The sequence below is a fragment of the Gilliamella sp. B2969 genome (assembly GCF_026536195.1).
Classification (GTDB): domain Bacteria; phylum Pseudomonadota; class Gammaproteobacteria; order Enterobacterales; family Orbaceae; genus Gilliamella.
This window is the reverse complement of record NZ_JAFNOP010000008.1, coordinates 80888-105843: the sequence shown is the minus strand read 5'-3', so window position 1 is coordinate 105843 and position 24956 is coordinate 80888. Positions and strand designations below refer to the sequence as shown.

The following is a 24956-nucleotide window of genomic DNA, read 5'->3' as shown; positions in this document are numbered from 1 at the left end:
TGTATCAAAGTTTCTTTAATTTCTGTAATTTTTTCTTATTGTGCTAAAATAGGATAGTGAAAATGAAAGAATGGTTCTCGTCAAAAGAGCTATCAAGCATTGCAGGGATGCCATCAACGATACAAGGCGTCAATCGAAAAGCTAGAGCCGAAAAATGGACTTCACGAAAAAGAACGGGTGTTCGTGGTAAAGCGCTAGAGTATCATATTGCCAGTTTACCGTTAGTTGTCAAAAAAGCACTGTATGCAGAAGAAGAAAGTGCAAGCTACGTCGTATCACCTATCGAACCTTTTCAACTATGGATGATTGCATTTGAACAATTATCGGATGATGAAAAATCTATCGTTGCATCTTGGTTAATGCGTAATGGTATTAAAGATTTTATTACTTTTATTAATAAACAGAAAAAAGATAATTAGTGTTATTGTTTAAGCTGAGATATACTTTAACGCTAGTAAAATTCAATTTAGTTGCTAATGGAATTACCAATGGAAAGTCAGTTTCAATTAACAAATAGTAAAGAGATTATTGCATATTTAGTCGAACAATTTCCTAATTGTTTTACGCTTGAAGGCGAAGCTAAACCCCTCAAAATAGGGATATTTCAAGATATCCTTTCTCGTTTGAGCGAAAGTGAAGTTCTGAGTAAAACCAAACTTCGTGTTGCATTGCGTGCTTATACGATGAGTTGGCGTTATTTATATAGTATTAAAGCGGGTGCTAATCGAGTTGATTTAGATGGAAATCCTGATGATCTTATTAATGAAGAACAAGAACAATACGCCCAACAACAGTTAAAAGAAAGTAAACAAAAAGCCAAAGAAAGAGCGAAAGAAAAACGTAAAAATTCTCGCCCACCAGTCAAAAAACCGAAGGCTTTAAAAGTGGGTGACTTTGTTAAAGTATTATTAGGCAATAAACCATTAAGAGTTCAAATCATTAATATTGAAAAAGAACATATTAAGGTGAATGTCGGCTCTGGCATGGAATTAACTGTTAAACCTGAGCATATTATTACCAAATAGAGAATTTGCATGAATAAATTACTCAAAGTTGTTATCAAATTAAGCCTTGTTTTATGTATTGTTAGCCAAAGTACGCAGGCTAAGCAAGTTAATAACGAGCAAATACCTGTTCTTAAACAAGATGATATACACCAAGTTGTGGCGAGAAGAGTTACTAACTATTTTACTCAAGCACATTATCGTAATTTTGCTTTAGATGGTGCTTTTTCGGCTAAAATTTTTGATCGTTATTTCAAAATGCTTGATGGTAGCAAAGCAATATTTATTCAAAGTGATGTGGATAGTTTTCGAAATAGGCAAGATTCGCTAGGACAAGAATTATTAGATGGTAATTTGAAAACTGCATACGATATTTATAATCTCGCCTTACAAAAGCGTTATGATCGTTATAAATATGCTCTTGAGGTTTTGAAGCGCCCAATGGACTTCACCAATAATGACGAAATTGATTTTAAACGTGAAGATATTGCTTGGCCAACTTCTGAAAAAGAACTCGATGCCTATTGGGATAAACGTGTTAAATATGACGAGCTCAGTTTGTCTTTATCTGGTAAAAATGAAGCACAAATTCGTGAAGCACTAACCAAACGATATAATCGTGTTATAAAAACCATTTTACAATCCAATAATGAAGATGCATTCAAAGTGTTTATGAATGCTTTTGCACGTGAAATTGATCCGCATACCAGTTATTTAGCACCGCGTTCAAAACGTGATTTTGATTCTGAAATGAGTTTATCGTTTGAAGGTATTGGCGCAACGCTCAGCCAACAAGATGATTATACTGTCATCATGTCTTTTGTCACTGGTGGGCCGGCTGAAAAAAGTAAGTTGCTAGCTGTTGGCGATAAAATTATCGGTGTTGGTCAAAAAAACTCAGCTATTGAAGATGTTATCGGTTGGCGTTTAGACGATATTGTCGATAAAATTCGTGGTCCAAAAGGTACAGTAGTTAGATTAGAAATTTTACCAGCAGGTAATAATAGTAAATCTAAAATTATTGAACTAACGCGAGATAAGATTCATTTTGAAGATCGTGAAGCCAAATTAAAAATTATCAATAATGAACGTGGAAAAGTGGGTGTTATTGAGATTCCAAGTTTTTATATGGGTTTAACAGATAAAGTCCACGATCTATTATTGCAAGCAAAAAATGAACAACTGCAAGGATTAGTTATTGATTTACGTGATAATGGCGGTGGTTCTTTAGCTGAAGTTATTACCCTAACGGGATTATTTATTGACAATGGACCAGTAGTACAAGTTCGCGATAATTTACAAAAAGTTGTCGTTTACGACGATAAAAATAAAGGTGCCGACTATGCAGGCCCTATTGTTGTAATGGTCAATCGATATAGCGCTTCGGCTTCTGAAATTTTCGCCGCAGCCATGCAAGATTATGGACGCGCTGTTATTGTTGGTGAAACAACTTATGGTAAAGGCACGGTACAAACTTCTCGTAATATTGCCTATCCTTCTGATTCAAGATTACATCCCAATTGGCCTGAACTTGGCGGTGTGCAATATACTGTACAAAAATTTTACCGTATAAACGGTGGCAGTACCCAACTGAAAGGGGTTGAGCCTGACATTGAAATGAGTAAAACTAAATATATGGACGAAACGGGCGAGCGGTTCTTAGATAATGCTATGCCATGGGATAAAATTCCTTCGTCTGAATATTTGACTGTTGCTAATGTTAAACCGCTTCTACCTGATTTAACGGCTAAGCATTTAACGCGAATAGCTAAAAATCCTGAATTTATCTATCTTGAACAAGATATCAGTGATTTTAATAACAAGAAGGATCGTCAGTACATTGTTTCGTTGAACAAAAAATCGCGTGAAGCAGAGCGAAAAACTTATGATGATCGTGATCTAAAAAGAATGAATGAACGCTTGGCTCGTGAAGGAAAACCAGCCATCGCTAAATTAGACGATTTACCTAAGGACTATAAAATACCCGATGCTTATTTAAATGAAGCGATTGAAATTCTATTAGATTTAGCGCCTAACTATCCAAAAATTGATGTTAGTCAACCCGTAAGTGGATTTATTTCATTAGATCAATCAATTAAATAAAGCTGGGTTCAACAAATAATTGGAGATAATAAACATGTGTACAAATTTGAAATTTGCTTTAGTAACTGTTGTCGCTATACTAGTTGTTTTAGCCGCATTTGGTACTATTGTTGTAATGAATTAAAAAGCTTGATTAATTAGCTTGTGATCATTATAGTATGCAACCTGCTTTAATTAGCGGGTTGAGAAATTTTGGTGAGGTGTCCGAGTGGTTGAAGGAGCACGCCTGGAAAGTGTGTATACGGCAACGTATCAAGGGTTCGAATCCCTTCCTCACCGCCATAAATTTTTATTATTTAGTCATTGAAGGATAAAAGCCGTCAGGTTTTAACTGTCAGGAGTGACTTTCAATGTTACTTTGACAATATGCATTCACGTTAACAAGACCGAAAGTGACGAGTAGAACCTTCCTCCTCCTAGAATATTTGGAGCCATTATGGAAAACTTACGCACTGTTCAGGACTTTATACGCTGGACAACCTCCCAATTTAGCCAGTCTGATATCTATTTAGGTCATGGAACTGATAACCCGATTGATGAAGCCAAGCAGCTTATTTTAACAACATTAGGTTTATCATTATTTATTCCGCCAGAATTTTATGCCAGCAGTCTTACTGAGTCTGAAAAACAACAGTTACTGGATCTGATTCAAAAACGCATTGAAGATCGGGTTCCAACGCCTTATTTAACCAATCAAGCTTGGTTTTGTGGTCACCAATTTTATGTTGATGAGCGGGTGTTGATACCGCGCTCACCAATTGGTGAATTAATTGATAATCACTTTTCCAACTTGTTAACAACTGAGCCTAATTCAATATTAGATATGTGTACAGGTAGCGGTTGTATTGGTATTGCCTGTGCATATGCATTTCCTGATGCGCAAGTTGATATTTCTGACATATCATTAGAGGCGTTAGATGTTGCGCAAACGAATATTGAATTACATGAAATGCAATTTCAAGTAACGCCGATATTATCGGATTTATTCGATAATCTGCCGGTTAAAAAATATGATGTTATTGTCTCAAATCCTCCTTATGTTGATGACGAAGACATGCGTGATCTCCCTGATGAGTTTTTATATGAACCTAAATTGGCATTAGAAGCGGGCGTTGATGGCTTAGATCTTGTGAAAAGAATTTTACGTGATTCCGTCAATTATCTAACACCAAATGGTGTTTTAATATGTGAAGTAGGAAATAGTTGGATCAGTTTGCAAGAACAATATCCTGATATTCCATTCAATTGGATAACGTTTGAACATGGTGGACTTGGTGTATTTTCAATATCGTGTCAAACCTTAATAGAATTTCACCACTATTTTAAATAATGTGTTATTAATCATTGGAAATAAAATTTATGTCTGGAAACTCGATCGGTAAGTTATTTAAAGTCACCACTTTTGGCGAATCACATGGCATAGCATTAGGATGTGTTGTAGATGGTGTACCACCGGGACTTGCTTTAACTGAATCCGATATGCAGCACGATCTCGATCGTCGCCGTCCTGGTTCTTCTCGTTATACTACGCAGCGCCGCGAAGCAGATCAAGTTAAAATATTATCAGGTGTTTTTGATGGTGTCACAACCGGCACCAGTATCGGTTTGATGATTGAAAATACCGATCAACGTTCACAAGATTATAGCAAAATTAAAGATATCTTTCGCCCTAGTCATGCTGACTACACCTACCAAAAAAAATATGGCACACGTGATTACCGAGGTGGCGGTCGATCATCGGCGCGCGAAACAGCAATGCGTGTTGCGGCAGGTGCTATAGCTAAAAAATATTTAAACGAAAAACTCGGCATTACTATTCGTGGTTATTTAGCTCAAATGGGTGATATTGAATGTCAATTAAGAGATTGGCAACAAGTTGAACAAAATTCCTTTTTTTGTGCTGATGAAAGTAAACTTGAGCAACTTGATGAATTATTAAGAAAATTAAAAAAAGAGGGTGATTCAATTGGTGCGAAAGTCACTGTTGTCGCTGAAAATGTACCGGTTGGGCTGGGTGAACCAGTTTTTGATAAGTTAGATGCTGAATTGGCCCATGCATTAATGAGTATTAATGCAGTTAAAGGGGTCGAAATAGGTGATGGCTTTGCTGTTATTACTAAACGTGGTAGCGAAAATCGCGACGAGATTAGTCCAGAAGGTTTTTTATCCAACCACGCCGGTGGCATCTTAGGCGGTATCAGCTCAGGACAAACCATTTTAGCCAACATTGCCTTAAAACCTACACCAAGCATTGAAATTGCAGGTCGATCGATTAATGTACAAGGTGAAGCCGTTGAAGTATCGACGCATGGTCGGCATGATCCATGTGTCGGAATAAGAGCGGTTCCCATCGCTGAAGCAATGGTTGCTATTGTTTTAATGGATCACTACCTTCGTTATCGTGCTCAATGCAGTGATGTGAATCCGCTATGAATTACGAACTCCTTATTCTGCTGTTTGCCATAGCAGTTTTAGCGGGATTTATCGACTCAATTGCCGGTGGAGGAGGGCTACTTACCGTGCCGGCACTATTGGCAGTCGGTTTACCGCCGGCTAGTGCCTTAGCGACTAATAAGTTACAAAGTTGTGGTGGATCATTCTCGGCTAGTCTCTACTTTATCCGTGAGCGCATGGTTAATCTTAGAGAACAAAAAATCGCAATTATCTTCGCCTTTATCGGCTCCGCAGTTGGTACTGTTTCGGTGATGCATATACAAGCCGATTTTCTAAGACTATTATTACCGATATTAACGATCAGTGTTGGGTTATATTTCCTACTCTCACCAACAATCGGAGAACAAGACCGCAAAAGCCGCCTGACCACCCTACAATTTGCCCTTATTCCGGCGTTAGCAATTGGTTTTTATGACGGCTTTTTCGGACCCGGTGCCGGTTCCTTCTATGCTTTAGCCTATATTACCCTTGCCGGATTTAATCTGACAAAAGCAACTGCGCATACCAAAGTGCTTAACTTTACCTCAAACTTAGCGGGATTGTTATTTTTTATTATGGGCGGACAAGTGGTCTGGTCGATAGGTTTAGTCATGTTAGTCGGACAATTCATCGGCGCAAGATTAGGCGCTAAAATGGTTATTGCGAAAGGAAGAAAATTAATAAGACCAATGTTGATTATTGTTTCTACAGTTATGAGTATTAAGTTGATTTATGAGAACTTCTTCTGATGATTAGATTTTGCTTTTGATTGTTAGCTAACCGTAATTGATGATAAATTTTGTTTTAATATATTTAGCTAATAAAACGTGGGACACAAAAGATTCAGAATTTTTAATCGTTATAACATAAATATATTTAAGCTAAACTAATAGAACGACTTCAACAATTTCAATACTTTTGCAGTAAACGATCTTAATATACCTAATGCACTGTTTCAATGTAATGGTCATAATGTGCAGCTATCCATATAAACTCAAAGCTAACAAGAATATTTGACACACTTCCTTAACGTTGCGATTTAAAATATATTTTTGTTTATCAATGGTAGTTGTTACTGTTTTGAATAAAAAGTAATTGATGTATTTTTAACATTGTTAAATAAATTATCGAGCAGAGTAATTATCAATTATAATTTGATCGCATTCGATTTCAAACAGACTGTTTCAAGTCAATATCATTTAAACATTATCAATAATTACCTCATCGTTTTTACCCTTTTTTTTCGCTGAATTTAAAGATAAATAAAATCAAAGCGTTACAAAACAGTAGAAAAAAAGGGTTTTTAAGTAATAAAACAATATTTACCTTTATGCCAAAGGCGATTATAGTATGCGTTGTTCTAGCTCAATACCGTGTAGGTAGTTTAGAAATGAAGAACGGAAAACATTAAAAGTTGGGGGTGGCTCAATACCGTGTAGGTAGTTTAGAAAGCCAATTTAAATTCTTTGTATTTAATTAAGTTGCTCAATACCGTGTAGGTAGTTAAAAAAAGCAAAAATTTGAGGAAGTAGATTTTTACGGTTTAATAGCCTAACCGCAGGAAGTCTTTAGTTAAAGCTATAAAAATGCCTTAACGTATTTCATTAAAATAAATGAGTTAACTATGAAATTGTCATTATGTGCCTTTATTCCAACTTTATATCAACTATCACCAAGCTTGTTTTAGCTAATAACCACACATAAATAGATATTTTGATGTGCTTTAAGCAACACACAATTAATACATAGGCCTTTAACATTCGAGGCATATAGTCTTTTTTTGTATTCAGACAACTCAATCTTGTTAAACTCCATATAGCAAAATTTCTGCTCAAAAAATCTGTTTAGACTGATTATTAAATACCTTTATCACAGCTTATTTTTACAATTTATAAAAACAAGAAAGATTAAGCTTTATTAACAATGAAGGTAAAATTTTTGTCTGTTTGTTAAGTATTGCTAAAATGTAGAAGGTATATGAATGATAAAAATCAACAGTTAATTGATTAACCATATGTTATATTGTCAGTAAGGGATAGTGATACATAGCGTGGTTCAATAATACCAATACAGGCTAATTAACTTACGGATATAAGTATCGAATAAGGTGAGCATAAAATGAAAATAATTGTACTTGCTATAAAATTCGAATATAACGGTATTGAGCAGATAATTAATCCTGTCATTATACAAGATGATAGTCATATGATCTTAATTGATGCGGGGTATCCTTGTCAGTTTGAGTTATTTGAAGCAGCAGCAAAAAAGAGTGATCTTGATTTAAATAAGTTATCTCATATTATCATTACGCATCATGATTTCGATCATATTGGTTCGTTAGCAGAATTTAAGAAAAGATTTCCTCATATTCAAATATTGTCATCAAGTATAGAAAAAGCCTATATAGAAAAGCATAAAAAACCATTGCGTTTAGAGCAAGCAGAAAAAAGATATCCTTTCTTGTCGGATAATGATAAGCAACAAGCACTGATTTTTCATAAAATATTAGAAAATATAGAAGGTGTTAAGGTAGATGATATTTTGCTCAACCATCAAGTTTTACCTATTGGTGAAGGGGTAGAGGTTATTTTTACGCCTGGGCATACCCAAGGTCACATATCGTTATATATCAAGGAAAATAAAACCCTGATAGCGGGTGATGCACTCGTTTTGGTTAATGATAAATTAGTTATACCTTTTCCAGAGTTTGCTTATGATTTGGCTCAAGCCCAAAGTTCTATAAAAGATCTGATGAATTATGATATTGATGAGATGATTTGTTATCATGGCGGCAGTTATAAAGGTAACTGGCAAGATAGACTGATTTTAGACAATGATTTAATCGAAAATCCATAAACACAAGCATAATGTTTACTATTGATACCGATATTCTTAATATAAAATACGCGGTGTTAGTTAATACTTTTTTAATTAAAAAGTGAATGATGAGTTGCAAAAGCCTGCTATGTGCATTATGTGGATGAAAAAATCAAAGGTAGGAAATTTATTGCGTGTTTTTCATTAGTTGGATAATGTTTAAAAAATGTTTTAGATAAAAATGGACTAATTATTATCTGATTTAATTTTTTTAAGTTTGTCTATCTTATAATCATTAATATCTGTTATATTCTTAATTATATCAAGGCAAATGATTTGCTGAAAAAACTTTATCAATTCACGTTATGAAATTACAACAATTACGCTATATTTTAGAAATAGCTCGATCAGGCTCCATCAATGAAGCGGCTAAAAATTTATATATTACCCAACCTAGCTTGTCGACAGCGGTTAAAGAGTTAGAGGCCGAATTTGGCATTGAAATTTTTGTACGCACTTCAAAGGGAGTATCTTTATCAACCGATGGAGTAGAGTTTTTGGGGTATGCCAAACAAGTATTGGATCAAGCTGAGTTATTAGAACAGCACTATGCTAAAAAGGCGCCCTCAAAGCAACTATGTAGCATTTCGACCCAGCACTATGCGTTTGCTGTGAATGCCTTTGTTAATTTAATCAAGAAGAATCATACTGACGAATATGAATTTACCTTACGTGAAACGCGAACTTACGACATTATTACCGATGTGGCTAATTTACGTAGTGAAGTGGGTATACTCTATTTAACTGATTTTAATCAAAAAGTCATATTGCGGTTACTTAAAGAGCATCGTTTAACATTTAATCCTTTGTTTGAAGCCGATCCACATGTGTTTATTAGTACCCATCATCCTTTAGCTGCGATGAAATCGTTAACCTTACATGATCTGGAAGATTATCCGTATTTATCATTTGAGCAAGGTGAATATAATTCGTTTTATTTTTCTGAAGAGATTTTAAGTACGGTCTATCATAAAAAAAGCATTCATGTGAGTGATAGGGCAACGTTATTTAATTTATTACATGGATTAAATGGTTACACAATTAGCACTGGGGTTTTAAGTACCGATTTGAATGGTTCTGATATTTTATCAATTCCACTGAGTGTTAATGAAAAAATATTAATCGGTTGGATTACCTCTCAAAAAGTGCAATTGAGTATGTCGGCACAAAACTATATAGAAGCACTAAAAAAACTGATACAAGAAGAATATGGTTTTAAGCTTAAGTAGCAGGCAATAATGACCATAATTCAAATTGCTATTTTAATAAATTTGAGTATAATTGCGCACAATTCATATAATGTTTATATGAATATCGAGGTATGTCTGAATTAGAGATCGGACATTCCATCATTAATATTAATTTTAAGAGGTTTATTATGTCTCTAACTGTAGAAGCGAAAGCGAAAATTGTTGCCGAATATGGTCGTGGTACTAATGACACAGGTTCAACTGAAGTTCAAGTTGCTCTTTTAACTGCACGTATTAATGACTTACAAGGTCATTTTTCAGCGCATAAAAAAGATCACCATAGCCGTCGTGGTTTATTACGTATGGTTTCTAGCCGTCGTAAATTATTAGATTATTTACGTCGTAAAGATATCGAACGTTACAACCAACTAATTCAAAAATTAGGCTTACGTCGCTAATAACTTATCTACTTGGAAAGAGGCTTAGGCCTCTTTTTCGTTGTGAAAAATTAGGACTCTGATATAATATCGAGCTCGGAAAAATAAAAGATTGTATCTCATGTTTCGCGCGACTAATGAGAGCTCTATAGTTTATAGATTTGTCATTAGTCGTGACAGTGAAATAATCTTTTGTTTGATATCCCCACACTGTTGAAGTGAGTAGCCTAATTCGTGTTATGTTACTTTTTGTTCAAATTCAAACTTCAACACACAAAATACAAGAGGAAATTGTTTTGTTTAATCCGACACATCAAAAATTTCAATATGGTCGTCATACCGTAACTTTAGAAACGGGTATAATGGCTCGACAAGCAACAGCTGCGGTAATGGTTAATATGGATGATACGGCTGTTTTTGTCACCGTTGTTGCTGATAAAAAAGTGAAAGAAGGTCAAGACTTTTTTCCTTTAACTGTTAATTATCAAGAACGTAGTTATGCAGCCGGTCGTATTCCTGGTGGCTTTTTCAAACGTGAAGGTCGTCCTAGCGAAGGCGAAACGTTAATTGCTCGTTTAATTGACCGACCACTTCGTCCACTATTTCCAGAAGGATTTGTTAACGAAATTCAAATTATCGCAACAGTTGTTTCTGTGAATCCTGACGTGAGTCCTGATTTAGTTGCGATGATTGGTGCTTCAGCTGCCCTTTGTTTATCTGGCGTACCGTTTCATGGTCCTATTGGCGCCGCTCGAGTTGGTTTTATTAATGATGAGTTTGTTCTTAATCCATCAGTTAAAGAACTGGCACATAGCCGTTTAGACTTAGTAGTAGCTGGGACAAAAAGTGCAGTATTAATGGTTGAGTCTGAGGCGGATCTGCTTTCAGAAGATCAGATGCTAGCAGCTGTGGTATTTGGCCATGATCAACAACAAGTTGTCATTGATAATATTAATGAATTTGTTGCTAAAGCAAATTGTGAAAAATGGGATTGGGTTGCGCCAGCTAAGAACGAAGCTTTATATAATGCTGTTGCCGAATTGGCTAAAGATCGTTTAGGTGAAGCTTATCGAATTACTGAAAAGCAAGCACGTTATGCACAAATTGATCTCATTAAAGACGATGTGTTAGCAACGTTAAAAGCACAAGATGAAGAACTCGATGAAAATCAAGTCATTAACATTATTGTTGAATTAGAAAGTCAAATTGTTCGCCAACGCGTTATTGCTGGTGAACCGCGTATTGATGGTCGTGAAAAAGATATGATCCGTGCGCTAGATATTCGTACTAATGTGTTACCAAGAACGCATGGTAGTGCATTGTTTACGCGTGGTGAAACGCAAGCACTAGTTACTGCAACACTAGGAACAGAGCGCGATGCACAAATTATTGATGAGTTAACAGGTGAATATACAGAACGTTTCTTACTTCATTATAACTTCCCACCATATTCAGTTGGTGAAACAGGTATGGTCGGTTCACCAAAACGTCGTGAAATTGGTCATGGGCGCTTAGCTAAGCGTGGTGTTGCAGCTGTAATGCCAAGCAAAGAAGAGTTTCCATATACTGTGCGCGTAGTGTCTGAAATTACTGAATCTAATGGTTCATCTTCAATGGCTTCTGTGTGCGGTGCTTCACTTGCATTAATGGATGCTGGTGTGCCAATTAAATCTTCTGTTGCTGGTATTGCGATGGGACTTGTGAAAGAAGGCGATAATTTTGTTGTTCTATCTGATATTTTGGGTGATGAAGATCACCTTGGCGATATGGATTTTAAAGTAGCCGGTACACGTGAAGGTGTAAGTGCGCTGCAAATGGATATCAAAATTGAGGGTATTACTAAAGAAATTATGCAAATTGCCCTCAATCAAGCTAAAGGTGCACGTTTACATATCTTAGGTGTGATGGAGCAAGCAATTAATAAACCTCGTCAAGAGATCTCTGAATTTGCGCCTCGCATTTATACCATGAATGTCAATCCAGATAAAATTCGCGATATTATTGGTAAAGGTGGGGCAACGATTCGAGCCTTAACGGAAGAAACGGGTACTACGATTGAAATCACTGATGATGGTACAGTAAAAATTGCGGCATCTGATGGTAATAAAGCTAAAGATGCAATGAATCGTATCAATAATTTAGTTGCTGATGTTGAGTTGGGTAAAATTTATACCGGTAAAGTGACACGAATTGTTGATTTTGGTGCTTTTGTATCAATCATTGGTGGTAAAGAAGGTCTTGTGCATGTTTCTCAAATTGCTGATCATCGCGTTGAGAAAGTTTCTGATTACTTGAAAGTTGGACAAGAAGTGAATGTTAAAGTATTAGAAATAGATCGGCAGGGTAGAATTCGTTTAAGCATGAAAGATGCTGTTGAGCCTGCTGCTGATGTCGCACCAATTACTGAATAAAATGTCATTCACTAGGAGTTAAAATGAGACTATTCAACCTGAGAATTATCTGCTTTTTGCTAGCTGTTATTCTTTTATCAGGTTGTTCTAACTCTTTACCTGTACTGGCTGTTCCTGAGCAAGTTTCTTACGAGGATGAATTGAAAATTGCTCAGCTCAGTCAGCAGTTATCACAAAATGATATTGATACCATTACACGTATGCAGCTCATTTTTGAGCGAGGTATTGTCTACGATTCATTAGGTTTTAAAGCTTTTGCATACAGTGATTTTACACATTTGCTAAGCTTTAATCCTGAAATTCCAGATTTGTATAATTTTTTAGGTAATTATGCACTTCGCGATGGTGACTTCGATTCGGCTTTAGCATCGTTTAATACTACCTTAGAGCTTGATCCTGCTTATGCGTATGCCTACTTAAATCGTGCAATTACGTTGTACCGTACTGGGCATTATCAATCAGCAGATCGTGATGCGTTGCAATTTTATCAATATGATGTGAATGAACCCATTCGAATTTTGTGGCTTTATCTGATCGAAAAAGAAATCGATAATAAAGTTGCACAGCATGAGCTACAAAAACGTTATGATCTGCTTAATGATAAAACGATTTATAGTAGCGATATTGTTGCATTTTATTTAGGTAAAATTAATGAATCTAAATTGATGCAAAATCTTCAACAAGGTGTAGAAAGTAATCGGCAATTAGCTGAGCGCCTATGTGAAGCCTACTTTTACTTAGGTAAATATTATCAAAGTAAAGGTGATAATGAGCGTGCCAAAATGTTATTTAAATATGCTTTAGCTAATAATATTTATAACTTTGTTGAACATCAACAGGCACTCTACGAAATGAAGTTACTTGAAGAAAAAGAAAAGTAACAAGGGTCATGCCAGTTTAAAAGTGAAAATATTGTTATAGCGTAGTTCTGATTTGCCAATAATATACTCCTGAATTTTAATGATTTGATTATTTTGCTTTATCTATTTTATGATAAAACGCTAATCATCGTTAAATTTTGCTGAGTAATTATCGATAGTATTAATATTGGCAGTTAGTTATTGGGGTGAGTTGTAATTTTTCAATTTAGTGAGCTGGCATAAATTTATCTATTCTTGGTTTTATTAAATTAGCCATTGCACATTGCCGATATTAAGTTGTGCTTAATATTATTAACAGTGCAAATAACCTGTTTAGATATAATAAAATTTATAAGCGAGTTTACATGACAAAAGAAGTTTCTTTTATTGACCTTGGTTTATCCGAGGATATCCTTAATGCATTAAATGATCTTGGTTTTAGCAAACCATCACCGATTCAAGCTGAATGTATTCCTTTATTGTTAGCAGGTAACGATGTATTAGGAATGGCACAAACTGGCAGTGGTAAAACTGCTGCTTTTTCTATCCCATTTTTAATGAATATAGATGCTAATTTAAAAGCACCACAATTGTTGGTTTTAGCACCAACACGAGAGTTGGCTATTCAAGTTGCCGATGCATGTGCTGAATATGCAAAATATATGAAAGGCATAAAAGTTTTAGCATTATATGGTGGACAACGTTACGATGTACAATTACGCGCTTTAAAACAAGGTCCGCAAATTGTAGTCGGAACACCGGGGCGATTACTGGATCACTTAAACCGTAAAACATTAGATCTGTCTAATCTTAAAGGTTTAGTTCTTGATGAAGCTGACGAAATGTTAAGAATGGGCTTTATTGATGATGTTGAAAGTATCATGGCAACGATTCCTGAAAATCATCAAACAGCACTATTTTCAGCAACAATGCCAGCACCTATTCGTCGCATTACTAAACGGTTTATGCAAAACCCTAAAGAAGTGCAAATTAAAGGAACCAATCAAACCGCACCTGATATTGATCAGAGTTATTGGTTAGTCAGAGGTATGCGTAAAAACGAAGCAATTATTCGTTTTTTAGAAGCTGAAGATTTTGATGCTGCGATTATCTTTGTTAGAACCAAAAGCGCCACGTTAGATGTTGCCGACGTTCTTGAAAAACATGGTTATAGCTGCGCAGCATTAAATGGTGACATGACGCAGCAATTACGAGAGCAAACTCTTGATCGTTTACGTAATGGTCGATTAGATATTTTAATTGCAACCGATGTTGCAGCACGTGGTTTAGATGTTGAACGTATTAGCTTAGTCATCAACTATGATATTACACTTGATTCTGAATCTTATGTTCATCGAATAGGGCGAACCGGTCGCGCAGGTCGAGCTGGACGCGCGATTTTATTTGTCGATAGCCGTGAGCGTCGTTTGCTTAAAAACATTGAACAAACCATTAAAAAATCAATACCAGAAGTCGCATTACCTTCAAAAGAATTGATTGAAAAACGTCGTTTAGCAAAATTTACTGAGCAAGTACAAAAACAGTTAGAAAGTGCTGATCTTAACCAATATCAAGCACTCTTATCACAAATTCAAGCAAGCTGTGATACAGATTTAGAAACGATCGCTACTGCGATTTTAAAAATGGCTCAGGGCGAGCGCCCGTTAATATTACCACCAGATCCAGTGATGAAACCATCTCGTGATAGTCGCGATCGTGATAATCGCAGTGGTGAGCGCCGTTTGCGTGGTGATAATCGTGAAACACCAAAACGTCGAGAACGTCGTGATGTTGGCGATATGGACATGTATCGAATCGAGATTGGTAAAGAGAATGGTGTTGAAGTTCGACATATTGTTGGTGCCATTGCTAATGAAGCTGATATAAGTAGTCGTTATATTGGTAATATCAAACTTTACGAAACTTATTCAACTGTTGAATTACCTAAAGGTATGCCTCAAGACATTCTTAAACACTTCGAAAAGGTAAGAGTGCTTAATCAACCGATGAAAATGAGCTTAGTGAGTAATGCTTCATCTGATAATAGACGTGGTGGACGTAGAAGTAGTAAATCTGAGTCGAATGATAAAGGATTTTCGAAAAAACGAGGTCGCTCGTCAGCACCAAAATTTTAATTAATTTAACCTCTGCCTTAAGGCAGAGGCTTTTCTTCGTTATTTTATTCCTCGCACATTATCACCAGCATTTTTAGGTAGTGTAATAAAATCAATCATAGCAATGATTGTCAGCCCTGCAACCATCAATAAAGCAAATTGAAAGTCTTCAACACTTAACATTGTTTTATTATGATCATGGTAACAAGATGCAATAAATAAGAATAATGCCCCTAGTACAATGCCAAGAACATTATTAAGTTGCTGTGCTAAAGTAGATAAAATATTGGCACTTTGAACTTCACTTTTTTCGATTTCAGAAAAACCTAGTGTATTTAAGGTAGTAAATTGGATTGATCGTGCTCCTCCTGATAGAAAAAGAACGATAATCATAGTAATAATCGAGGTTTGTTCTGTAAAAAATGCACATAAAATAAAACTCGCTGATAACACTATTCCGTTAATAATCAGTATATTTCGAAAACCGAATCGTTCAATTAACGGTGTATTGATCAATTTAAAAAGAATATTACCAACAAATAGCACCAGCAATAAAGCACCTGCTGTTAATGGTGAGTATCCAAATCCAACTTGAAACATCAAAGGTAAAAGAAATGGGGCACTGCTTAAGGCGATTCGGATTAAGGATCCCCCAAAAAACATGGTTCTAAATGTACGTTTAGAAAACGCCTGTAAGCTAATCAGTGGATGTGTGCTGTGAGTTAAGTGATAACATGCCATTGTTAACATTATGCAGCCAAGTAAAACGATTGAAAGGCTTATTCCTATACTCTTTTGTGAATGTGAAATCATTTCAAGTCCATAAACAAAGAGCAATAAACCTGATCCACACAAAATAAAACCAATGCCATCAAATGCGCGTATTTGCGGTAGTTCTTTTGGTAGAAGTTTGAATGCATAAAAAAGGGCAATAAATCCAAGTGGAATATTTAAAACGAAAATCCAATGCCATGTTAGATATTGCGCGAAAAATCCACCAATCACAGGTCCCATGACCGGAGCGATTAATCCTGGCCAGACCAGTATTGATATAGTATTGACTAAATTTTGTTTTTCAGTCCGGCTAAGTACCACCGTGCGGCCAACAGGGACCATTAACGATCCTGCCAATCCTTGGCATAATCTTGCCAGCGTAAACATGGTTAGATTAGTTGAGAGTGCACAGAGTAAAGATGCTAACATAAACAAAACAATCGAGATTGAAAAAATTCGATGTGCAGTAAAACGATTAGCCAGCCAACCACTTGCAGGTAAACCTATGGTAAGGGCTAACATATAGGCACTAATTCCAACTGAGATATCTTGAGGATTAACTGAAAATGATTTTGCGATATTAGGAATAGCGGTAGTAATAACTGTCGCGTCTAAATTTTCCATAAAAAATGTTGCGGCGACTAAAATTGCCATTTTCTGGACGTTACTACGTTGTTGCATAAAAAACACCAATACAAATAAATACTGCAAATATTATATACTACAAAAAGAAAACGCTAAGACAATAATTATTCTTGAGAAATAACCGTGACTTACAAAGGTTATTTTTAAAAAACTTCTATTTTTGATTGATAAAAAACGTTTTTTTATGTCAGTTATTAGGTTGTTAAAAAAATGTTAGAACTTTGCCCTTAAGTTTGATTGAGAGTATACTATGTCAAAACTAAATGATTAATAGAGGTACAGGATGACAGATTCACTAAATAAATGTAAAGCAAATGAAACACCAGCATGTTGTTGTGTTGATGTTGGAACAATTATCGATAATGAGGATTGCACAGCAGAATACGAACACGTTTTTGCGTCAGAATCAGAAGCTCAAGCTAAATTAGTATCATTAACACAAGCTGCAAAAGATGCTGCAACTGAACCCTGTGAAATTAATAGCAGTATCGACAAAGTTGCAGAAGGTTTTAAATTAACTGCTAAGTTTACTTTTTGTTGTGGCGCTGAGTGCTTAATTTTTCAATTAAAATTACGTTAATTGTCATTAATGAAAATTTGTATTATGAGACATGGTGAAGCAGGATTTTCTGCTTCATCTGATGCAAGTCGACCACTTACTGCTTATGGCATTGAACAAGCGAATCAAGCCGGTCAATGGCTTCAACAGCAACATTTTAAATTTGACTTAGGTTTAGTGAGTCCATATTTACGAGCAGAGCAAACGTTTGCTCAACTATCCTCTTATATTCCTATTTCAAAAGTAAAAACAGAAAAGCTTTTGGTTCCAGGTGGAAGTGCTGCTTCAATTGCTGATTTTTTAATGACCCTTATACCCCAAGATGTTAAGCAAGTGATTATAGTTTCACACCTTCCATTAGTCGGCTATTTAGTCAATGAGCTTTGCCCTCATATTTCGCCACCGATGTTTCCAACAGCTGCAATTGCATGTATTAACTACTCAATTGGCACCGCAGGAAATCTTGAATGGTTTCATCAAGCGGAGTAAAAAAACTTAATCTTTTTGATTTACCGTTAACCGGACGTACCTTAATTGAAGCCTCGGCCGGAACAGGTAAAACCTATTCACTTGCCTTTATCTATTTGCGATTGTTATTAGGCATAGGCAAAAACAGTTATCCTAACCCACTGAGTATTAATCAAATTTTAGTTGTCACCTTTACTAAAGCGGCAACGCAAGAGCTGCGTTCACGCATTAGAGCAACTATACAAGAACTAAGAACAGGATTACTGCAAGGTAACCATTCAGATCCGATATATCAAAAATTGATTGAATTAATTGATGACCGTCAAGCTGCGATTCAAAAACTCACTGAAGCCCAACAATCAATGGATGATGCGGCTATTTATACCATCCATAGTTTTTGTCAGCGAATATTGACTAGTCATGCATTTGAATCGGGTGTACTTTTTGAACAAAAATTAATTACTGATGAGCAGCAATTACACTTACAAGTTACCCAAGATTTTTGGCGTCATTATTTTATTCCCTTAAATAAACCACTTGCTCAGATAGTTTTTGCAACTTGGCAAGATCCAGATGCCTTATTAGCAAGTATTAAACCTTATTTGAGTTTTGATTTTAGCCAAAACACAGATGATAATATCGATCTTGTGAATATTATTAATGATTTTTATCAGCGTAATTTTTACAAAATCGAAATGTTAAAACAGGCTTGGTTAGAATCAGTAAATGAATTAACCGATATCATTATTCAGTCAGGCGTCAGTAAACAATCTTATAGTAATCGTTATTTACCTAATTGGATTGCCAAAGTTTCGGCTTGGTGCCAAACACCGACAACGACGTTTAAGTTACCCGCTGAACTGGAAAAGTTTAGTCAAGCGGTATTAATTGAAAAAACCAAAACCGATAAGACGGCTCCACGACATTTAGTTTTTGAGCAAATAGCACAACTTTATACAAGCCAACTTGATTTACGCAACGAAATTTTGATGCATATTGTTAAAATTATACAAAAAGGCATTTATTATCAGAAGATTAAACGTGCCGAGATGAGTTTTAACGATCTAATTTGGCAACTTAATCGGGCCTTGCAGGCCAAAAATGGTCATCGATTAGCACAAAGTATTGCAAAAAAATATTGTGTTGCTTTAATCGATGAATTTCAAGATACCGATCCCGCACAATATCAAATATTTGATCGTATTTATAATAAGCAGCGAGTAGATACAGGTTTATTGTTTATTGGTGATCCCAAACAAGCAATTTATAGCTTTCGTGGCGCTGATATATTTACGTATTTAAAAGCAAAACAGTCGGCAGGCGAAAATAATTTTACCATGTATGTTAATCACCGATCTTCTTCTGAAATGGTAAAGGCTGTAAATCAGTTATTCGCTAATCGTCAACATCCTTTTATTTTTGATCGCATTCCCTTTTTACCTATGGAAAGTGCAACAAGAAATAATCAAAAAACGTTGATAATCAATGATCAAGAGGCAAATGCCTTAACGGCTTATCTATTACCTGAAACAATAACAACTATTACAGATTATCAAGAACATATGGCGATTTGTTGTGCTAAAGAAATTGTTTCATGGTTAACGGATAGTTCAATATTCATCTGTGATAAAGATGGCAAACGCCCTGTGATAACTAGCGATATTGCAATTTTAGTGCGCACCGGACAAGAGGCTGAAATAATTCAACAAAAACTGGCGATTTATGGGGTTAAAAGCGTTTATTTATCCAATCGAAATAGCGTCTTTTCGTCAACCGAAGCACAGGATGTGCTTTCTGTATTGCAAGCCGTACTCATGCCAGAAAATGAAGCAGCATTACGTTTAGCGCTAATGACTAGGTTATTAGGTCAAACCATGGCAGAACTTGAGCAATTGATTGATGATCAAGATCAGTGGGAAAATTTAGTAGAGGAATTTAAACAATATCAGATTATTTGGCAACACTATGGGGTATTAGTGATGTTACGTCGTTTGATGAAACGGCGACACTTAGCCGAAAATCTTTTAGCTTGCCAGAATGGCGAACGAATATTGACTAACTTCATGCATTTAGGGGAATTATTACAAGCCGCCGCGGATGAGTTAGATAGTTTACCGGCTTTAGTTCGTTGGTTGACTAAACAAATAGTCAATCCCGATTTGAATTTAGACAATCATGAACAACGTTTAGAAAGCGATGAAAATTTGGTCAAAATTATCACGATACATAAATCTAAAGGGTTAGAGTTTCCAATAGTTTGGTTGCCATTTGCGGCTAAATATCGCCCTGCTAATAGCCAATTTTATCACGATAAACATAATGATTATCAGCCAAGCTATGCGTGGTCGTTAACTGATGAAATTAAACAACAAATTGAAGATGAACATCTGGCAGAAGATTTACGATTGCTGTACGTGGCAATGACTCGCTCTGTTTATCATTGTAGTATTGGTTTAGCTTCTTTGAAAAAAAATCAATCAGCGATTAATTATCTTTTAAATGATGATTTAAAATCGATAGCCAAATTTTCAAATTTAATTGAGGTTGAATTACCTATAGTCGGTGAACAGTATATTTCACCAAAAACATCAAATAGCACCTTGTTTGCAAGTGTATTTAAGCGAAAGCTTTCGAGTTGTTGGCGTGTGACAAGTTATACTGAACTTCAAAAGCATAATGGTAGTTCAATATTGAATTATGCCATCTTCGATGATTGGGATGAATCTCAATCAGATAATCAAGCGCAACAGTTAGTGCAATTATATGATATTCATCATTTTCCAAAAGGAGCTTATGTTGGTACGCTTATGCATACAATGATGGAAAATGTTGCAGGGAATAATGTTGCTCAATTATGCGATGAAATGGTAAAAAAACTCAATTTAGACGCAATCTGGATCGATGTTTTAAGAGATTGGATGCAACAGGTGCTTAGCACAAAAGTTAATCAGCAAGGGCTTACATTAGCGCAAATATTAAGTGGAAAATGTATTCACGAGCTTCAATTTTATTTACCTATTCGTCAAGCAGTGTCTAGCTTGCAATTGGACTCTTTGTGTAAACAATATGACCCTTTATCTAAACAATGCCCAGAATTAGATTTTGAAACAGTACAAGGTATGTTGAAAGGGTTTATTGATTTAGTGTTTGAATTTGAAGGTAAATATTATATTGTTGATTATAAATCGAACTGGTTAGGTGATTCTGCTGCTTATTATCAAAAGCCCGCATTAGAGCAGGTAATGTGTGAACATCGTTATGAATTACAATATCAACTCTATTGTTTAGCATTACATCGATTTTTAAAAAGTCGTTTAGTCAATTATCAATATCAAGACCATTTTGGTGGGGTGTATTATCTTTTCTTACGGGGTATGCCCGAATACGGGATTTTTTATTGCCAACCAGCAAAACAGTTCATAGAGCAACTTGATCAGTTATTTGACGGGGATAATAAGTACAATATTTAATCTGTTAATCTTAGCACTTGATGGTTTGAGCTATTTTTTGGCGTTAAATTTTGCAGATTTTTTTGTTGGCATGTTGTTATCTAAACCGAAATACAGAAGGTATCGACTACTACCTGCTGTATTACTTATTGGTTGGTAACAGTTAAATTTTATGAACATTTAAAAACCAATTGATAACTGTAATACTTTTCGGTTAATAAAAATTCTTTATGGACATTAGGTGTCCAAGAATCATCGCCACCAATTCCCATATGAAATGCATCAATACTGACATAAGCGCTGTCTTTTGGTTGCAATAGATGTCGATGTGATGTTTTCATTAACTGTTTTGTACCATATTGATTAATATTAAATTTAAATTGATGACCCGTAACGGTTAATTGATTGAGTTGTAATTTTTTTACATCGCAACGTAAACCATTTTCACAAGGAAAAATATAAGGCGTGTAGAGTTGGGAAAAAGGTAAACACCAGTCACTAAAGATTGCCGATGTTTTACGATCTGGATAATTTTCGTGTGGACCTAATCCTAACCATTTTACCTGTTTTGGTACCTGTTTTAATTGAAATGTTAACCCTATACGTGCAGGTGGTGGCATATTATTCGCAATATCAATTTGTACTGATAAGGTTAGTTGTCCTTGCTGATCAAATTGGTATAACCATTTACTTTGAATGGCTTTTTTATTTTTTACAACATATCCATGAAGCACTTCGATAATAATTTTATCAGAAGATTCGGCCACTTTTATCCCAAAACATTGGTGTTTTAGGTCATAATAACCCGCCGATTTCCACTGCTCAACCCAAGCAAAAGGATTATTATTGCTATCAAAATCACCACTGATACCTATATCATTATCAATTGGTGCACGAATAAATTGATCGGTAAAAGCTGAAGCTAATAACGGTTTGTTTCCTTTAAACCATTGTTCTAATTGACCCGATGCTTTATTCAATTGCCAACGTTGATTTTTATAATTTATGACATAATTATCCTGATTTTCGGTTAACTTAAGCGAACTTTTATCTTGATTAATAGTCAGTAATGGAATAAAAGTGTTGGTTAACTTCCACTGTTCCCATGCGACTAGGTGCCCAGCAGCAGACCATGGCGTGGTTTTGCTTTGAATAATTTTGACTGATAAATGCAAATCTTCACAGTTAAAATCATTACCGACGTCATCACACAAAACCATTTTTATTGTGCTATTGGCTTTAATGTCCAGTTTGGTTTTGCTGTATTTTCGTTTTTTACCCTCGACTAATAACTCCCATTGTAAAACCTCATGATTGGTATGATAAAATAAATACTCGCTGGTTATCTCAATTACTAATGGTTTTTGACTTATTAGCTTAAATTGATAAGGTTGCTGTAATTTCTTAGCTTCGATTAAACTAGGATGAGCATTGCGGTCGGGGAACACTAATCCATCTAAGCAAAATTGTCTATCGTGATACGCTTCACCAAAATCCCCGCCATAGGCCCAATAACTTTCCCCCGTTTGAGTTTGACAGCGAATACCATGATCTGCCCATTCCCAAATAAATCCGCCTTGCAAACGAGGGTATTGCCTAAATGCTTGCCAATACTTATAAAACGCACCTAAACTATTACCCATGGCATGCGCATATTCACATAAAATAAGAGGCCTGTGTTCATCAGGCATTGAAATCCATTTTGTTATTGCCCATTTAGGTACCGTTGGATGCGGTTGATCTTGCTCAACACGTGCATACATTGGGCAAATGATATCGGTAGCAGCTGTATTCGCACCACCCCCTTCGTATTGTACAGGCCGCGTTGGATCATTGCTTTTAATCCAAGCATAAAGTGCATCGTGAGTAGCACCATGACCAGATTCATTTCCTAATGACCAGATTATAATTGAGGGATGATTTCGATCACGTTGTACCATGCGCGTGACGCGTTCGCTATACGCTGCAAACCAACGAGGATCATCCGATAAACGGGACATAGGAAACATACCATGCGACTCAATATTGGCTTCATCCACTAAATACAGCCCATATTGGTCACAAAGTTCATACCATCTTGGATCATTAGGATAATGACTACATCTAACTGCATTAAAATTGTGTTGTTTGATGAGTTTTATATCATACAACATCGCTTGTTCAGTGACGGCATAGCCCATATCTGGATAGAATTCATGTCGGTTTGTCCCTTTTATGAGTAGAGCTTTACCATTTAAGCAAAGCTGACCATGTTTGATTTCAACTGTCCGAAAACCGACATTGTAGGCTTCTGATTCTATCAACCCTGTTTGTTTATGGTATAAACTGATAACCACACGATAAAGATTCGGCGTTTCCGCGCTCCATAATTTGGGGCTGGTGACTGGTATATGGCAGTCTAAGCGATCGTGATATCCGCCTTTTTCGTCAACAGCATCAGTACCAATGCTTTGAGAATGCTTAGTTATTAATTTATTTTGTTGCCATAATTCAATATCAACATTGAATAAATCTTTGTTGTCATCAAGATTGACATCAATCTGTAGTGAAAGCGTGGCATTTTGATAAAGTGCATCGAGTTGGGTGTGAATTTTTATGTCTCGTAAATGTGATTTCGGTTTATTTAATAACCAGACTTGGCGAAAAATACCACTTAATCGCCACATATCTTGATCTTCAAGATAACTACCATCGCACCACTTTAATACTAATACTGCAATGCGATTTTTACCGGCCTTTAAAAAAGGCGTTAAATCAAATTCTGCCGCAATACGACTATCTTGAGAGTAGCCAACCCATTGACCATTACACCAAAGGTGAAACGCTGAGCTGACACCATCGAATATAATTCTGGTATTTCCTTGCGCCAGCCATTGTTGAGTGATATTGACATAGCGAGAATAACAGCCTGTGGGATTTTGTTCCGGTACAAAAGGTGGATTATAAGGAAAAGGATAACGTATATTGGTATAAACCGGTTTATCATAACCCTGCAATTGCCAATTAGACGGAACAGGAATAGTTGTTTTGTCTAACTCTTTTTTTAACCATGATTCTGGTACTTGATTTGGGCTATTGTAATAGCTAAAAAACCAATCGCCATTTAGTGATATAGTGGTGTCTGAATTCAGATTGTTTTTAGCGCTCTGTTTATCTCGCCAACTGTGAAATTTAGCATGTGTATCGAGTCTATTCATACTTAACACAGATAAGTTATTCCAATCATGGCGGTTAATTATTTCATTGAAAGAAGGGGTCATATACTCTCCATTTACTGTTCCGTTAACCACTATTTTTTATTTATTGTAGTTAATGACATGAGCATTAATTGTTATAAATTATAAGTAATGGGTAATTTAAAACAGTGATCTAGATAACATTTATGTAACCGAATACATCTTTTTTCTAAATGGCTAGATTGGTTTATTTTTTTTATTTGTGATTTTCGATTACATCCCTTTTTGTATATAAATAGATAACTATTACTGTGATATAGGTCACAGCTTAGACATTTAATTTATTTATCACTATTTTTATTTGTTATATTAAAAAACGATAATTATTCTTCAAAGGATTGTTACCGCTGTGTAACGGGCAAAACCTAAAGAATAGCCATAAATAGCTATTCTTTA

The 24956-nt window shown here is 35.6% G+C and carries 18 protein-coding genes and 1 tRNA gene; 17 read left to right on the top strand and 2 right to left on the bottom strand.

Translation table 11 applies throughout. From position 1 onward, the window contains the following. The first annotated feature begins 62 nt into the window (after nt 1-62). The 14 genes from J3U66_RS08680 (at nt 63) to J3U66_RS08620 (ending at nt 15450) form a co-directional block, all read left to right on the top strand. Nucleotides 63-419 (top strand): DNA-binding protein, encoded by a 357-nt coding sequence (locus tag J3U66_RS08680; RefSeq protein WP_065634351.1) that lies wholly within the window; start codon nt 63-65, stop codon nt 417-419. A 69-nt stretch (nt 420-488) separates the two neighbouring features. Continuing rightward, nucleotides 489-1025: an RNA chaperone ProQ gene (proQ, locus tag J3U66_RS08675; RefSeq protein WP_267348755.1), complete on the top strand. Its 537-nt coding sequence runs from the start codon at nt 489-491 to the stop codon at nt 1023-1025. Nucleotides 1026-1034: 9 nt separating this feature from the next. After that, a complete protein-coding gene (prc, locus tag J3U66_RS08670; protein ID WP_267333316.1) occupies nt 1035-3107 on the top strand; it encodes a carboxy terminal-processing peptidase in 2073 nt (690 codons plus the stop codon). 34 nt (nt 3108-3141) lie between these two features. Further along, the gene (locus J3U66_RS12930) at nt 3142-3231 is read left to right on the top strand and encodes a YnhF family membrane protein (protein ID WP_416379566.1); all 90 of its coding nucleotides are present in this window, start codon (nt 3142-3144) and stop codon (nt 3229-3231) included. 70 nt (nt 3232-3301) lie between these two features. Beyond that, nucleotides 3302-3389, top strand: a tRNA-Ser gene (locus J3U66_RS08665). A gap of 154 nt (nt 3390-3543) precedes the next feature. Further along, complete coding sequence (gene prmB / locus J3U66_RS08660) at nt 3544-4437, top strand: 50S ribosomal protein L3 N(5)-glutamine methyltransferase (RefSeq protein ID WP_267333317.1); 894 nt, start codon at nt 3544-3546, stop codon at nt 4435-4437. Between the two features lie 29 nt (nt 4438-4466). Further along, nucleotides 4467-5540, top strand: a complete 1074-nt coding sequence (gene aroC / locus J3U66_RS08655) for a chorismate synthase (protein ID WP_267348754.1) — start codon at nt 4467-4469, stop codon at nt 5538-5540. Next, the gene (locus tag J3U66_RS08650; protein WP_065634356.1) at nt 5537-6289 is read left to right on the top strand and encodes a TSUP family transporter; all 753 of its coding nucleotides are present in this window, start codon (nt 5537-5539) and stop codon (nt 6287-6289) included. Before aroC ends, J3U66_RS08650 begins: the two co-directional genes overlap by 4 nt. A 1369-nt stretch (nt 6290-7658) precedes the next feature. Further along, complete coding sequence (locus tag J3U66_RS08645) at nt 7659-8396, top strand: MBL fold metallo-hydrolase (protein WP_267348753.1); 738 nt, start codon at nt 7659-7661, stop codon at nt 8394-8396. A 326-nt stretch (nt 8397-8722) separates the two neighbouring features. Then, the gene (locus J3U66_RS08640; RefSeq protein ID WP_267333321.1) at nt 8723-9646 is read left to right on the top strand and encodes a LysR family transcriptional regulator; all 924 of its coding nucleotides are present in this window, start codon (nt 8723-8725) and stop codon (nt 9644-9646) included. A gap of 149 nt (nt 9647-9795) precedes the next feature. Further along, complete coding sequence (gene rpsO / locus J3U66_RS08635) at nt 9796-10065, top strand: 30S ribosomal protein S15 (protein WP_065634359.1); 270 nt, start codon at nt 9796-9798, stop codon at nt 10063-10065. 275 nt (nt 10066-10340) lie between these two features. After that, on the top strand, nt 10341-12455 hold the full coding sequence (gene pnp, locus J3U66_RS08630; RefSeq protein WP_416379567.1) for a polyribonucleotide nucleotidyltransferase: 2115 nt from the start codon (nt 10341-10343) through the stop codon (nt 12453-12455). A 23-nt stretch (nt 12456-12478) separates the two neighbouring features. After that, on the top strand, nt 12479-13336 hold the full coding sequence (gene nlpI, locus J3U66_RS08625) for a lipoprotein NlpI (protein WP_267333322.1): 858 nt from the start codon (nt 12479-12481) through the stop codon (nt 13334-13336). Between the two features lie 344 nt (nt 13337-13680). Beyond that, nucleotides 13681-15450 carry a DEAD/DEAH family ATP-dependent RNA helicase gene (locus J3U66_RS08620; protein ID WP_267333323.1) on the top strand — a complete coding sequence of 590 codons (1770 nt, stop codon included), beginning with the start codon at nt 13681-13683 and terminating at the stop codon, nt 15448-15450. Between the two features lie 39 nt (nt 15451-15489). Here the strand turns inward: J3U66_RS08620 and J3U66_RS08615 are convergent, their stop codons facing one another. Then, nucleotides 15490-16884 carry an MFS transporter gene (locus J3U66_RS08615; RefSeq protein ID WP_267343560.1) on the bottom strand — a complete coding sequence of 465 codons (1395 nt, stop codon included), beginning with the start codon at nt 16882-16884 and terminating at the stop codon, nt 15490-15492. 247 nt (nt 16885-17131) lie between these two features. On the opposite strand from J3U66_RS08615, the gene J3U66_RS08610 reads away from it, so the two are divergent. The 3 genes from J3U66_RS08610 to recB are packed head-to-tail and all read left to right on the top strand — an operon-like array spanning nt 17132 to nt 21345. Further along, nucleotides 17132-17428 (top strand): YfcZ/YiiS family protein, encoded by a 297-nt coding sequence (locus tag J3U66_RS08610; protein ID WP_267348751.1) that lies wholly within the window; start codon nt 17132-17134, stop codon nt 17426-17428. A 24-nt stretch (nt 17429-17452) separates the two neighbouring features. Continuing rightward, nucleotides 17453-17896 (top strand): phosphohistidine phosphatase SixA, encoded by a 444-nt coding sequence (gene sixA / locus J3U66_RS08605; protein WP_267333326.1) that lies wholly within the window; start codon nt 17453-17455, stop codon nt 17894-17896. After that, complete coding sequence (gene recB, locus J3U66_RS08600; RefSeq protein ID WP_267348749.1) at nt 17875-21345, top strand: exodeoxyribonuclease V subunit beta; 3471 nt, start codon at nt 17875-17877, stop codon at nt 21343-21345. Before sixA ends, recB begins: the two co-directional genes overlap by 22 nt. Nucleotides 21346-21494: 149 nt before the next feature. On the opposite strand, the gene J3U66_RS08595 is transcribed toward recB, so the two are convergent. Beyond that, a complete protein-coding gene (locus J3U66_RS08595) occupies nt 21495-24584 on the bottom strand; it encodes a beta-galactosidase (protein WP_267348747.1) in 3090 nt (1029 codons plus the stop codon). Between the last annotated feature and the right edge of the window lie 372 nt (nt 24585-24956).